The 14,003-nt window shown below is 59.5% G+C and carries 13 protein-coding genes; 10 read left to right on the top strand and 3 right to left on the bottom strand.

The features are described from left to right. The first annotated feature begins 102 nt into the window (after positions 1-102). Positions 103-1,695 (top strand): hypothetical protein, encoded by a 1,593-nt coding sequence (locus ACID345_RS13535; RefSeq protein ID WP_011523429.1) that lies wholly within the window; start codon positions 103-105, stop codon positions 1,693-1,695. 6 nt (positions 1,696-1,701) lie between these two features. On the opposite strand, the gene ACID345_RS13530 is transcribed toward ACID345_RS13535, so the two are convergent. Then, positions 1,702-1,881: a hypothetical protein gene (locus ACID345_RS13530; protein WP_041855702.1), complete on the bottom strand. Its 180-nt coding sequence runs from the start codon at positions 1,879-1,881 to the stop codon at positions 1,702-1,704. 114 nt (positions 1,882-1,995) lie between these two features. Between ACID345_RS13530 and mtnP the strand changes: the two genes are divergently transcribed. From mtnP to ACID345_RS13485, 9 genes are all read left to right on the top strand, one after another. Continuing rightward, a complete protein-coding gene (gene mtnP, locus ACID345_RS13525) occupies positions 1,996-2,874 on the top strand; it encodes an S-methyl-5'-thioadenosine phosphorylase (protein ID WP_011523428.1) in 879 nt (292 codons plus the stop codon). Positions 2,875-2,877: 3 nt separating this feature from the next. Continuing rightward, a complete protein-coding gene (locus ACID345_RS13520) occupies positions 2,878-3,804 on the top strand; it encodes a PfkB family carbohydrate kinase (protein WP_011523427.1) in 927 nt (308 codons plus the stop codon). After that, entirely contained in the window at positions 3,804-5,435 is a 1,632-nt protein-coding gene (locus ACID345_RS13515; protein ID WP_011523426.1) for an ArnT family glycosyltransferase, read from the top strand. Before ACID345_RS13520 ends, ACID345_RS13515 begins: the two co-directional genes overlap by 1 nt. A gap of 62 nt (positions 5,436-5,497) precedes the next feature. Then, positions 5,498-6,208 carry an MgtC/SapB family protein gene (locus tag ACID345_RS13510; protein ID WP_049761901.1) on the top strand — a complete coding sequence of 237 codons (711 nt, stop codon included), beginning with the start codon at positions 5,498-5,500 and terminating at the stop codon, positions 6,206-6,208. A gap of 3 nt (positions 6,209-6,211) precedes the next feature. Then, a complete protein-coding gene (gene dapF, locus ACID345_RS13505) occupies positions 6,212-6,994 on the top strand; it encodes a diaminopimelate epimerase (RefSeq protein ID WP_011523424.1) in 783 nt (260 codons plus the stop codon). Position 6,995: 1 nt separating this feature from the next. Next, positions 6,996-7,985, top strand: coding sequence for a S66 peptidase family protein (locus ACID345_RS13500; RefSeq protein WP_011523423.1), 990 nt, complete (start codon positions 6,996-6,998; stop codon positions 7,983-7,985). After that, positions 7,982-9,388: a UDP-N-acetylmuramate:L-alanyl-gamma-D-glutamyl-meso-diaminopimelate ligase gene (mpl, locus tag ACID345_RS13495; RefSeq protein ID WP_011523422.1), complete on the top strand. Its 1,407-nt coding sequence runs from the start codon at positions 7,982-7,984 to the stop codon at positions 9,386-9,388. The genes ACID345_RS13500 and mpl overlap by 4 nt, the downstream gene beginning before the upstream one ends. After that, positions 9,385-11,229 carry a M61 family metallopeptidase gene (locus ACID345_RS13490; protein ID WP_011523421.1) on the top strand — a complete coding sequence of 615 codons (1,845 nt, stop codon included), beginning with the start codon at positions 9,385-9,387 and terminating at the stop codon, positions 11,227-11,229. The genes mpl and ACID345_RS13490 overlap by 4 nt, the downstream gene beginning before the upstream one ends. Beyond that, on the top strand, positions 11,226-11,960 hold the full coding sequence (locus ACID345_RS13485; RefSeq protein WP_011523420.1) for a lysophospholipid acyltransferase family protein: 735 nt from the start codon (positions 11,226-11,228) through the stop codon (positions 11,958-11,960). Before ACID345_RS13490 ends, ACID345_RS13485 begins: the two co-directional genes overlap by 4 nt. Here ACID345_RS13485 and murQ read toward each other — a convergent pair. After that, a complete protein-coding gene (gene murQ / locus ACID345_RS13480; RefSeq protein ID WP_011523419.1) occupies positions 11,957-12,871 on the bottom strand; it encodes an N-acetylmuramic acid 6-phosphate etherase in 915 nt (304 codons plus the stop codon). The two genes, ACID345_RS13485 and murQ, sit on opposite strands and share 4 nt — an antisense overlap. After that, positions 12,861-13,961: a serine hydrolase domain-containing protein gene (locus ACID345_RS13475; RefSeq protein ID WP_011523418.1), complete on the bottom strand. Its 1,101-nt coding sequence runs from the start codon at positions 13,959-13,961 to the stop codon at positions 12,861-12,863. Before ACID345_RS13475 ends, murQ begins: the two co-directional genes overlap by 11 nt. Between the last annotated feature and the right edge of the window lie 42 nt (positions 13,962-14,003).

The raw sequence follows: 14,003 nt of genomic DNA, 5'->3' as shown, positions 1-14,003 counted from the left end.
GAACCTTTGATTATAACGAAGGCCCGCAGGATTCGAGACCAACCAGCCTTGGGCTTTCCGAACACTTGCCGTCGAGCGCTGTGCTTTAATCTTGGTGTGTCCATGCGTCCAATCGTCGCCGCGCTCCTGCTGTCGCTGGGTATCGCCTGCCAGCCTGCTCTAAGTCAAACCCAGAATCCTCCGCCTCCGGAACCACAGACCGAGTCCGGCCAGCAGCAGACGCCTGCGCCTGAGACCCAGAAGCCTTCCGAAGAGAAGTCGAAAGGGGTGGACAGGCAGGCCGAGAAGAAGATCACGCCGCAAGAGGCGCAGGAACTATTTAATTCCGTCGACGAGATCCTGAAGTTCGCCAGCCAGCAGTCGGGCCTGCCGATCAAGCACGAGGTGAAGCACAAGCTCACGTCCCGCGATGAGGTGGAGAAGTTCGTCGAGCAGCGTATGAAGGAAGACCCGGACAACAAGCGCATGGAGCAGTCCGAGTTCGTGATGAAGAAATTCGGCCTCCTGCCGACGGACTTCAATCTGCGGAAGTTTATGGTCGCGATGCTCCGTGAGCAGGTCGCCGGCTATTACGACACCAAAACCAAAACCATGAACATGCTCGACTGGCTTCCGCCAGAAGTGCAAAAGCCGGTGATGGCGCACGAATTGACGCACGCGTTGCAGGACCAGTACACCGATCTCGAGAAATGGCAGAACGGCGGAAAGCCGGAAGGGAAGAAGTATTCGCTGCCGGAACAGTTGGCGCTGGATGAACTGCGGGTGGCGCGGCAATCGGTAACGGAAGGCCAGGCGATGCTGGTGCTGATTGACTACAGCCTGGTGCCGATGGGCCGGTCCGCCGCAGATGCTCCCGATGCCGTGAAGATGATGGAAGATCAAATGATGGACGCCGCCGGATCGCCGGTCTTTGCCAGCGCACCGTTGTACATCAAGCGCGCCATGATGTTTGCTTATCGCGAAGGCACGGAGTTCGAAGAACAGGTTCTGCGAGCGCAGGGGAAAGACGCGGCCTTCAAGGGAACGCTCGACACTCCGCCGGCCGACACGCGAGAGGTGATGCAGCCGCGGCAATATCTCAATGGCAAACACATCCCGCTGCTTACCGTGCCGAACTTCGACAAATTGCTGGGCAAGAGTTGGGAGCAGATGGACTTCGGCGCGCTCGGCCAGTTTGACGTGAATGTACTGATGGAGTTGTATGCAGATGCCGATACATCGCGCGATCTGACCCCGGGCTGGCGCGGGGGCTATTACTACGCCGCGCGCAAAAAAGGCTCGCCTTCAGACTCGGTAGCTTTTATTTACGTGTCGCGATGGAGCGACAACGACGTCGCGGCGCAATTCGCGCGAATCTTCACGGATTCCTGGAAGCAACGTTACAAGTCTCTACGCGCGATCGCGGCGCCAGCAGACAAGGCGAACGCAGCGGCAGGAAAAGCGCCTGACACAATAGTGCGCAAGCAGACAGATCAAGGGACTGTGTCGGTGGAACGCGATGAAAATGTTGTCATCGTGACGGAGAGTTTCCCGGATGCCGAGGCGGTGAAGTTGCGCGACGCCGCGCTCGCAGCGAATGACGGGACCGCAAAAACGACGCTACTCTTGCAGCCGTCCGGGTTTATGTTCGACTTTCGGCGATATACGGCGACGGATGGAATGATGATGACGCCGTTCTTAAGACCGGTAAAGTAGAGAAAGTCACTTCGCGCCGTTGTTGTCTCGGCCTTCGCGGATGAAGCGCGCCCCGCATTTGTGGCAGCGATAGAAACGGATGGATGGCGTCAAGAGCTTCAAGACCTTTTCCTTAACGCCTTTGCGATGGGACCGGAGAACCTTCTCGGAGCCGCATTGCGGACAACTACCGAAGGAATCACTCATTGGTTGCCTTAACTTGCAACTAAGGTTTTAGCTCAGAGCTTATGCGCCAAGCAAGCACAACATTTGCTTTCGCTATAATCATGAGTTCCGTTTTTGCTCTCAGGAGAATCTGTATTGCAGGCTGAAATCGGCATCATTGGCGGCAGTGGGCTGTATTCCATGCCCGGCGTGTCAGACGTGCAGGAAGTACGCGTGACTACACCTTTTGGTGAGCCATCCGATCCCTACGTTTTAGGAACTCTAGCGGGACGCAAGGTCGCGTTCCTGGCCCGGCATGGTCGCGGACATCGGCTGCTTCCCACCGAGTTGAACTTCCGCGCCAACATTCACGGCTTCAAGCAGCTTGGCGTGGAGAGGATCATTTCGGTCTCCGCCGTGGGGTCGCTGAAGGAAGAACATCGGCCGCTCGAGTTTGTGATTCCCGACCAGTTCTACGACCGCACCAAACAACGGGTATCCACGTTCTTCGGTGAGGGAATCGTGGCGCACGTGGGATTTGGCGATCCGGTTTGCGGCGAAATGGCGAAGGTGGTGAAACACGCAACCGACAAAGCCGGAGTGGTTGCCAAAGCGGGCGGAACCTACGTGTGCATGGAAGGCCCGCAGTTCTCGACGAAGGCGGAGTCGAACCTGTATCGCTCGTGGGGCTTCGACGTGATCGGCATGACCAACCTGCAGGAAGCGAAACTCGCGCGCGAAGCCGAACTTTGCTATGTGACGGTGGCGATGGTGACCGATTACGACTGCTGGCATCCCGATCACGACGCCGTGACCGTTGACCAGATCGTCGCCGTGCTGCTGAAGAACGCGGAGAACGCGTGCAGCGTGGTGCGCGAAGCCGTGGCGGCGATGCCGAAAGATCGCACCTGCAAATGTGGCTCGGCGCTAGCGACGGCGATCATCACGAATAAAGATGTGGTTCCGGCGGCTACCAAAGAAAAACTCAAACTGATTATTGGTAAATACTTCGGCGAACAAAAGGCGGGCGCGTAAGCAATGTCCATCGTAGTGGTGGGTTCGGTAGCATTCGATAGTTTGAAGACTCCGTATGGGGAGAGAGAAAAAATCCTTGGCGGTGCCGCGACCTATTTCTCGCTGGCAGCGAGCCAGTTCACCAAAGTGCGTGTGATTGCCGTTGTGGGCGAAGACTTCACCGCGAAGCACGAAGATGTAATGCGTTCGCGCGGCATTGATACCACTGGCCTGGTTCACTCGGAAGGCAAGACCTTCCACTGGGGCGGCGAGTATCACGCGGAGAACATCAACGACGCCAAGACGAAATTCACCGACCTGAATGTCTTCCAGGATTTCAAGCCGGAGATCCCGGCGGGCTATCGCGATTCCGATTTCCTCTTCCTTGCGAACATCGATCCAGTCCTGCAACTCCAGGTGCGTGAGCAACTGCCGAACGTGAAGCTGGTCGGCGGCGACACCATGAACCTGTGGATCAATATCAAGAACGCGGAATTGCACGACACTCTGAAGCGCGTGGATATCTTGCTGATCAACGACAGCGAAGCGAAGATGCTGGCCCACGACAACAGCCTGCCGCGCGCGGCTCGGAAAGTTCTTGACCTCGGCCCGAAGGCGTTGGTCATCAAGCATGGCGAATACGGTGCGACTATTTTTTTCCGCGACGGCGAATTCGAAGGCACGCACCATCCGTTCCGCGCTCCGGCATTGCCGCTCGAAGAAGTGGTTGATCCCACTGGAGCAGGTGATTCCTTTGCCGGCGGCTTCATGGGCTACATCGCATCGCAGGGCAAGATGACGCGATCGGTGCTCAAGCAGGCGATGTTCTACGGCAGCGTGATGGGATCTTTTGCCGTCGAGCGCTTCGGTACCGAGCGCCTGGAATCGGTGACCCGCGCGGAGATCGAGAAGCGGCTGGCGCTGTTCCGCGATCTCACCCACCTCGACTGATGAAGAAGACCAAGCCCGCCCCGCCGCCGCTACCGATTGACTACTCGGGATTCGTGGCGCTGTGGGGCGCGTTATTTTCTTTCGCTGCATTCCTGTACTTCTACCGCCACGGCGAGACGCTGTTGTACGGCGACGCCGTTGCGCATATCAACATCGCGCGACGGATCTTCGATTGTCGCGAGCCGGGATTGCGCCAGCTCGGAACCGTGTGGCTGCCGTTTCCGCACCTCGTGATGGCGCCGTTTTTGCTCAATGACAACTTCTGGGTAAGCGGCATCGGCGGCTCGCTGCCTTCGATGGTGGCGTTCGTGCTGGGTGCAGTCGGGCTCTACCGGCTCGTAGCGGCGCGAACCGCGCACTGGGTCGGCGGAGTGGCGGCGGGGATCTATTTGCTCAATCCCAACCTGCTGTACATGCAGTCGACCGCGATGGGCGAGAGCATCTACCTCGCGCTGATGATCTGGGCGGTGTTTTACCTCGACGCATTCGCGCGCGGTTTGCGTGACCCGGAGCAACCGCTTCGACCTGCAAAAGCATTGACGCGTTGCGCAATGGTACTCGCGGCAGCGATCCTCACTCGCTATGACGGTTGGTTCTTCACGTTCATCATTGCGCTGGCCGCGCTGTTTATTCTGGTGCGCAACTGGAGCTTGCAGAGCGACAAACAAAAGCGTTTGCTGACGCGCTCCGCCATTCACTTCACGCTGCTGTGCACACTCACCCCGGCTTTGTGGATGAGCTACAACTACTGGCTCTCACGACATCCGCTGGACTTCGCAACCGGGCCATATTCCGCGAAGGCGATTGCCGCGCGCACCACGCCGCAAGGCGCGCCGCCCTATCCCGGCAAAGACCACATGGCTACCGCGGCGACGTATTTCCTAAAGGCCGCGAAAGCCAACATGGCGGAAGGCCGCTGGCAGTTCTGGCTGATGGTGGCTGCGGTGCTCGGGAGCGCAATTGCGGCGGTCGTGGTTCGCGGCGGCTGGCTTTGGCTTTTGCTATGGACGCCGTTGCCGTTTTACGCGCTTTCCATCGCCTACGGCAGTGTGCCTATCTTCGTGCCGGAGTGGTGGCCGTTCTCCTACTACAACGTGCGTTACGGGATGGAACTGATTCCCGTCTTCTGCGTGAGTGTGGCGTTCCTCGCGTCGCTAGGGAAGCGCGCGATGCTGCCGGGACGCTGGCAGATCGCACTGCCGGTTGTCGTGCTGGCGATTGTGGTAGGAGGCTATTACGCGTCGTGGCGCGCGACCCCGATTTGTCTGCGCGAGGCCCAGGCCAATGGCCGCAACCGCATGTCGGAGGACGCTGCCGTTGCTCGCTACATCCAGATGATGCCGCCGGATACGACCATCCTGATGCAGACCGGTTCCTACGTCGGCGCGTTACAGATGGCGGGACGGCACCTCGACAGCGTGGTTTGGGAAGGGCTCTATTACCAGTGGGAACTAGCCCTCAATCAACCGGCAGAAAAAGCGGACTACATCATCGCCTTCGGTAACGATGAGGTCGCGCAAGCCGTAAAGGCGCATCCGCAAGGCCTGGAAAGCATCGTGGTGTTGCGTGTTGGCGATCAGGCCCCGGCCACGATTTATCGCAGCACCGCTCGAAACGCACGGCCGCTTTAGGCCGGGAACCACACCTCACAATCTCACCGTCGAATACCGATGCTATGATTTGTTGCAATTCCATGAATTTACCGAATTGGGCAGGCACTTACAGCTTTCATTTTGAACCGCTCTGGATCCTTGGCTCGAACCTGTTTCGCGTTGGATTAGCGGCGGTCCTTGGCGGCTGTATTGGCCTTGAGCGCGAACTGAAGCACAAGCCAGCGGGACTGCGCACCAACATGTTCATTTGCCTCGGCGCCGCGATGTTCACGGTGCTTTCCGCGGAACTGGCCGGCGAATTCACCGGCGATCACACCCGTGTGGCGGCGCAGATCATTCCCGGTATCGGCTTCATTGGCGCGGGATCTATTCTCCATTCGCGTGGTTCGGTGCAGGGAATCACCACGGCTGCGACGTTGTTTGTAGTGGCGTCAGTGGGCATGGCTGCAGGCGGCGGTATGTATCTGACCGCCGTACTCTCCACGATCCTCATCTTGCTCTCGTTGATCGGTCTCGGCTTCGTCGAGACAAAGTTCAACCTTAAGCCCATTCCGACGCTCTACGAGGTCTACGGCGAGAACGCCGACGAACTCACGAATCACATCAACGAACTCCTGGAAGACATGCACCATGTGATGGAGAGCGTTCAGGTGAGCAAGTCGAACGGTCATTACCGGATGCAATTTGTGGTCACCAGCACGCTGGGCGAACGCCAGCGCCTTCTCTCCAGCTTGCAGGCGGTGAGCTGCATTACCCGCGTGAATACCTTCTCCGCACCCGAACGGGAGTAAGCCATGCCGTCGATTCCGTTTGCCAAGGCGAGCGCCTGCGGCAACGATTTCCTTGTCATTGATTTTGCGCATGCAGGTGACAATCCCTCCGAACTTTCGCGGCGGCTTTGCGATCGCCATAACGGCGTTGGCGCAGACGGCGTGGAGTGGATCCTGCCGACATCGGAAGCCGACATCGAAGCGCGCCTTATTAACGCCGATGGCAGCGAAGCCGAGGTCTCAGGAAACGGCACACGGTGCGTGGCTGCCTGCATCTCCGACCACACCGGCGCAACGAAGATTCGCATTCTGACCGGCGCAGGAGTGAAGGCCTGCGAACTGACCGTACACAACGGCACGTCGTTTGAGTTCAAAGCCGCGATGGGGAAGCCCGAGATTGCTGGCGAACTAACAGTGAAGACCCGGCACCATGAAACGACTGGAATCCAGCTCTCCACCGGCAATCCGCACTTCGTCATCTTCGTCGAAGAGTTCGAGGAAGGCTGGCAAGTTCTCGCCGATTCGGTCGCGCGAACGCCGCATTTTCCCTTGGGAACGAACATTGAATTCGTAAAGGTACTCGATCGACATTCGCTGGATGTCCGGCTCTACGAGCGCGGTGTAGGCGAGACGCAATCCTCCGGCACCGGTTCTTGTGCGTCGGCCGTCGCCGCGATTCACTCCGGTAAATGCGAGTCTCCGGTGCGCGTCGCCACGCCGGGCGGTGCGCAAACCGTGGAGTGGAGCGGTGAAATTACGCTCACTGGGCCTGCGACGATCGTCTGCACTGGCGAGTTTTTCATTTAAGATGGCGTTTCGCATGCCGCCACGCGCCACAATCCGGCCGCCGGCGCTACTGCCCGGCGACACCGTGGGCATCGTGGCGCCCGCCAGCAATATTGACCGCCCCGCGTTGCTCGCCGGATGCGCCGCGCTGGAGCGCATGGGCTACAAGCCGTATTTTCTCGAATCGATTGTCGAACGTGACTTGTACTTTGCCGGTTCCATCGAGCGGCGAGTCGCTGAACTGGAGCACATGTTCGCGAATCCCGAGGTGCGGGCCATCGTCTGCGCGCGGGGCGGATATGGCGTGAACTACTTGCTGCCGAAGCTCCCAATCGAGAAGCTGCTGGCGAATCCCAAGCCATTCGTCGGCTACAGCGATATCACCGTGCTGCTCACGTGGCTCACGGATCACGGGCTGGTGACGTTTCACGGGCCGATGGTGACGAAGGACTTCGGCCGCGAGTACGGAATTGATCTCGAGACCTGGATGGCGGTGCTCGGCAATGCCTCGGATTATGAGCATACGTTCTCGATTGATGAAGTACAGCCACTGGTGAAGGGCAGTGCGGAAGGTGTGCTTTACGGCGGATGCCTCTCGCTGCTCGCAGCCTCGATGGGCACGCCCTACGAATTCAAAACCGAAGACACGATCCTGTTTCTCGAAGACGTGAACGAGAAGCCGTTCCAGATCGATCGCATGCTGCGGCAGTTGCTGCTGGCAGGCAAGTTCAAGACGGTCCGCGCCTTCGTCTTCGGCGAAATGCTCGATTGCCAGCAGCCCCACGGACAGGATTACACCTTGCAGGAAGTCATTCTGCGCATTCTCGCACCGCTCGGCGTTCCGGTCGCGTTTGGGCTTTCGTCCGGACACGTACGTGCCGCGAACCGCGTGTTGCCCTTCGGAGTGTGCGCCAAACTTGAAGTTGGCGAACCGGTGCGGCTCAGATGTGAAGCGGCAGTCGCGCAGGGAACCGGCGCGCCGCGCATACTCAAGGAACCATCCAAGCAATGAACGGCCCTCATATTCATCTCATCGGCGTATGCGGTACCGCGATGGCGTCGCTCGCTGGCATGTTGAAAGAACGCGGGATTCGCGTTTCAGGTTCCGACGCCGCTGCTTATCCTCCGATGTCGGACTTCCTGGCGAAGATCGGCGTGTCCGTCGCACAGCCGTTTGCGGAAGCAAACCTCGATCCGCGGCCTGACCTCGTCGTTGTTGGCAATGCGATTTCACGCGGCAATGTCGAGCTGGAGTACGTGCTCGATCGCCGCATTCCATTTACTTCGATGGCGGAGCTGCTGCACCGCGAATTTCTCCACGACCGCGAAGTCATCGCCATTGCCGGTACGCATGGAAAAACGACAACGACCTCAATGCTGTCGTGGATCTTTCATCATGCGGGTCGCAACCCATCGTTTTTGATTGGTGGAATCGCCGAGAACTTCGGCTCCAGCTTCGCCGTCGCCGATGGCGCGGAGTTCATTATCGAAGGCGATGAGTACGACACCGCGTTCTTCGACAAGGGACCGAAGTTCCTCCACTACTTTCCAAAGTCGCTCATCCTTACCGCTGTCGAGTTCGATCACGCTGACATCTACAAGGACCTCGATGAAGTGAAGACCGCGTTCAAGCGGCTTGTCAATCTGGTGCCACGAAGCGGCTGCATCCTCGCGTGGGACGGGCACCCGAATGTGGACGAGTGCGTGACGAAAGCGTTCTGCAAAGTCGAGCGCTACGGTTTCACCGCGCGCGCAGACTGGCGAATTGTGGACGTGGAGCACGCGCCCGAGAAGACATCGTGGCGAGTCCTGCGCAACGGAGAACCTTGGGCGCATTTCGAATTTCCCATCGCAGGCGATTACAACGTGTTGAACGCCACCGCTGCGGCCGCGATGGCCGCTCACTACGCGATTGACACGGATGCCATCGCCGAAGCCCTCCACCACTTCAAGAGCGTGAAGCGCCGCCTGGAGGTCAAGGCCGAAGTGAAAGGCATCACCATCATTGACGATTTCGCGCACCATCCCACCGCCATCGCCGAGACGCTGAAAGCGTTGCGCAGCCGCTACGCGGGACGACGCCTTTGGGCGGTGCTCGAGCCGCGATCGAACACGCTTCGCCGCAATGTTTTTCAGCACGAGTTGGTGCAAAGTTTGCGCATTGCTGATCGCGTGGTGCTGGCGGCCACCTTCAAATCGGAAGCGATCCCGGAGAAAGAGCGTTTGGATCCTGCGAATGTTGTCGCGGAGTTGAACCAATTGGGAACTCCTGCCGAACTGCACGCGAGCGCGGACAAAATTGTGGCGGCAATCGCGCCCCAGCTTGCCGCGGGCGATGTCGTTGGCATTCTCTCGAACGGGGGCTTCGGCGGAATCTACGAGAAGCTTCCAGCACGGATCGAGGCTGGCGCGTGAGGCGCTACGCCGCGGTTCGACTCGTATGCAGCGTGTTGTGGTTCATCGTTTATTGTTCGCGATTCTCGGCCGCTGCGGTCACGTGCGCTTCGCCGGAGCCGCTGCCGGGTAATCCGCAATACGAGTACTTCGTCTCGGTCGCCGATCACGACCGCCATCAACTGCACGTGTCCATCCGATACCGCGCCACGAAGCCGACGGTTTTCCAAATGCCGGTATGGAACGCGCTCTACCAGGTACGTGACTTCGCGCAGTACGCGACCGAACTACAAGCACACGATGGCAATGGAACCGCGTTGAGCGTCGAGGCGGAGGGGAATTCCGCTTGGAGAGTTCCGCCGTCAAACGGCTGCGCGGTCATTGAATACAACCTGAATGCGAATGTTCCCGGGCCGTTCAGCGCGCAGGCGAGCAGCGATCACGTTTTTCTAAACTGGGCGCAGGTGTTGCTCTACGGAGATCGCAACGCTCCGTTGATGCTGGCCGTTTCTGATCTTCCTGCGACATGGTCGTTACGCGACCTTGGTTTGTTCGATGAAACCGCGCACCGGCTCGCGCGTCCCGTGAGTTACGACGCTCTCGTGGACAGTCCGGTGGAGATGTCGGCGAGCAAGATCGCGGCCTTCGACGAAGATGGTGCCCAATATCGGATTGTTGTGGATGCGGATGACGCTGATTACAACCTCCCCGCCATCCAGGATGCGCTGCGTAAAGTCGTCCACGCTTCGGTTGACTGGATGCACGATCGTCCGTTCGACCAATACACGTTCCTGTATCACTTCCCACGCGGGCCCGTCGGCGGCGGCATGGAGCACAGCTACGGTACCGCGATCTCCGCGCCGGCGGACCGCATGCACGAAAACGCGCTTGCTCCCATCAGTACCTCGGCGCACGAGTTCTTTCATCTGTGGAACGTGAAGAGGATCCGGCCGCAATCGCTCCAGCCCGTCGACTTTCAGCATGAGCAGTACACACGCGCACTGTGGTTTGCCGAGGGCGTGACAAGTACCGCGTCGGAACTGATGCTGGTGCGGGCGGGGCTGGAGAATGAACGCGGGTATCTGTCGCATCTCTCGGCAGTGATTAGCGACTTTGAGGCTCGTCCCGCGCACAAATTCCAGTCGCCTGAGACCTCGAGCCTGGAGGCATGGATGGAAGGCCACGCCTACTATCGGCGTCCGGAGCGCAGCGTTTCGTACTACACCAGCGGAGAATTGTTAGGCGTTTTGCTTGATCTCGAGATGCGCAAGCGGACGCGGGGAACAAAGTCGTTACGCGACCTGTTCATTTATCTCAACGCCGAATACGCTAAAAAGCACCGCTACTACGACGATTCCAACGCGGTCCAGCAGGCCGCGGAAAAAGTCGCCGGTGGCAGCTTCCAATCCTTCTTCGATAAGTACGTTCGCAGCACGGTGCCAATCCCGTACGATGACTATCTCCGTTTCGTCGGGCTGACGCTGCAGCCGTTTGCGATCCTGGGCGTAGATGCTGGGTTCGACGCATCCGTGAACTTCACCGGCCTGCCGGAGGTGACCAAGGTGACGCCGGGAAGCGCGGTGGAAGCCGCGGGCGTGCATGCCGGAGATACATTGACGGCCATCGATGAACACGAGTACATGGGTGATCTCTCGCACTACCTCGTCGGCCACAAGGCGGGCGACACGGTGACGTTTCGATTCGCCTCGCGCACCCGAACCATGGCCGTAAAGGTGACGCTGGCGGAATCAAAGGGCCCTGCGTTTTCGGTCGTCGAAGAGCCGGCCGCCAGCGTGGAACAGCGCGCTCAACGCGCGGCGTGGATCCGTGGCGACGACATGGAGAGCGGAGCACACAAATGATTCGGACCGTGCTCGTAATGATCTGGTGGGGCGTGTGGACGGTGCTCAACGGCCTCTGGGGCATCCCATACATGTTCATCACGAAGCACGTCGAACCGCTCTACAGGGCCGCAGTTTGGGGCGCACTGATGGGCGCGAAGATGGCAGGTGCGAAGATCACGATCGTGGGACTCGAGAATATCCAGCCGGGGCAGCACTACATTTTCATGTCGAACCATGTGTCGAACATGGATCCGCCGATCGTGATTCCGCTGATCCCCGGACGAACGTCGGTGCTGGTGAAGAAGGAATTGTTCCGGATCCCGCTGCTTGGGACGGCGATGAAACTGGCACAACTGGTGCCGGTGGACCGCAGCAATCGTGAAGCCGCAGTGGCCAGTATTCGCGCCGCGAGCGACGTCATGCAGCACGGGTTGCATATGGCGGTGTTTCCGGAAGGCACGCGTTCGAGCGATGGCAAGATGCGTCCGCTGAAGAAGGGTCCGTTTTACCTTGTCGAAGAATCAGGCGCGGCAGTCATCCCCGTCACCATCGCCGGTAGCTACGAGATGTGGCCCAAGCATCGCTTTGCGATCACGCCCGGCCCAGTAACGCTGACGTTCCACCCACCGATCACTTTGGCGCAGGCGGGCGGACGCGAGGCGCTCATGCAGGCGGTCAGCACGGCGATTGCGAGTGCGCTTCCGGAAGACCAGCGTGGGGCCTCTGTGGAAGCGCCGGAACCGGACTAGCGGCCGGCGATCGCTTTCCGCACGCTGCCGCCGGCCTTCTTCAGGCGTTTGGTGGCTTCCGTCTTGCTCACACCAGCTTCGTTCATCACCAACGCGATGGGCAGGCTTTCGTCAGCGCTTTCTATAAGGCGGATGGCATCATCGGCAGAGAGTCCGGTGACCTGTTGCACGATGCGAATGCCTCGCTCCACGAGCTTTTGGTTCTTCAGGTGCAAGTTCACCATCAGGTTGCCGTACACGTAGCCGAGCCGCGTGAGCGCGCCGGTGGTGATCATGTTGCAGATCATCTTCTGCGCCGTGCCAGCCTTCATGCGGGTAGAACCGCTGACGACTTCAGGGCCGACTTCGACTTCAATAGCGACATCGGCAGCATCCGCGAGCGGCGATTCAGGGTTGCAAACAATCGCAACTGTCTTCGAGCCCTTGCGGCGCGCGTACTCCATGGCGGCGATGGTGTACGGCGTTCGCCCGCTGGCGGCGAGTCCAATCACGACATCTTTCTTGCCCGGCTTGCGCTTCGCCATGTCGGCCTGGCCTACTTCGCGCGAGTCTTCGCTGGCTTCCACGGCGTTGGCCAATGCCTGCTCGCCGCCCGCAATCAGGTACTGTACCTGTTCAGGACGAGTGTTGAAGGTTGGCGGACACTCGCTGGCGTCGAGCGCGCCGATGCGTCCACTGGTACCGGTGCCGACATAGATCAGCCGTCCACCGCGACGCAACGCAGACTCGACGAGCGCGATGGCTTCGGCGATCTGCGGCAGGACTTTCTTTACCGCCTTCGCGACCCTCTGGTCCTCACGATTGATGATCTCGACAATTTCTAGCGGCGACTTGATATCGAGATCAGCGGAAACCGGGTTAGGGCGCTCGGTGCGAAGATTGGCGGTATCGTTTGCGGGTTTATATCTCATCGTGAGGTATTGCTTCCACAATAGCATCATGCACCGCGGGCCGAAGTTGCTTGATTGCCTGCGATTGCCGATGCGGCCAGGTGCGGTTGGTGAGCAGCGTGATCGAAAGCTGCTTTACAGGATCGATCCAAAGAGAAGTGCCGGTGAAGCCGAGGTGCCCGAAGGCGCGCGCGGAAAGTTTCGTGCCAGATTGCGATGGCTGGGAAGGTGTGTCCCAGCCGAGCGAGAAGCTGGTTCCGTAGGGCGCGGCGCGACGATTTGTGAAGAGCTGAACTGTCTCGGGCTTCAGGATTGGCGCACCTCCGCGCAACATGCATTCGGCGAAGAGCGCGAGATCATAAGCGTTGGCGAAGAGACCGGCGTGTCCGGCGACGCCGCCCATCACGCTTGCATTTTCGTCGTCTATTTCGCCCTGAATGGTGCGGTGGCGGAATTCGCGATCGTCCTGCGCGGGCGGAATTTCCTGGCGACCCTCCGGAGCAGGGCAGTACTCGGCAGTTGTCATTCCGAGAGGAGCGAAGATTTCGCGGGCAGCGAAACCGTCGAGGTCCTCACCGGCGATCCGCGTAAGAATTTCGCCGAGCAGGATGAAGGCGAGATCGCTGTATTCACTGCGCGCGCCGGGCGGATACGCAAGCGGCGCTGCGGCCGCAGATCCAAGTAGGTCCTCGCGCGATCGACAACGCTGGAAGAGCTTTTCGTAGGACGGCAGTCCGGAGCTGTGCGAGAGCAACATTGCGATAGTTACATCCGATTTGCCGCCATCGCGGAACTCGCGGAAGTGTTCGTGAACTTTCTGGTTCAGGTTGAGTTGGCCGCGTTCGTGCAGAATGGCGGCGATTGTGGTCGTCGCAACGGCCTTGGTTACCGATGCCAGATCGAAGATCGTCTCACGACGTACCAAGGGCGATTCTGGGTCGTAGGTGAAACGTCCGAAGGCTTCCCACGCCATCATTCTGCCGCCGTGTGTGACGGCGATCGTCGCGCCGGGCATGACGTGTTCGCCGATGCCAGCGCGGAGGATCGCGAAGGCTCGGGCGAACTGCTTCTCCTGGTCAGCGTAGGCGGGTTCGAGCGGTATCTGCGGCATCAATCCTGTTGGCTTCTCGCGCCTTTATAATAGCGGCAATTC

This window comes from Candidatus Koribacter versatilis Ellin345 (assembly GCF_000014005.1).
In the GTDB taxonomy this organism is placed as follows: Bacteria; Acidobacteriota; Terriglobia; order Terriglobales; family Acidobacteriaceae; genus Korobacter; species Korobacter versatilis_A.
This window is presented reverse-complemented; position numbering and strand designations above follow the sequence as displayed.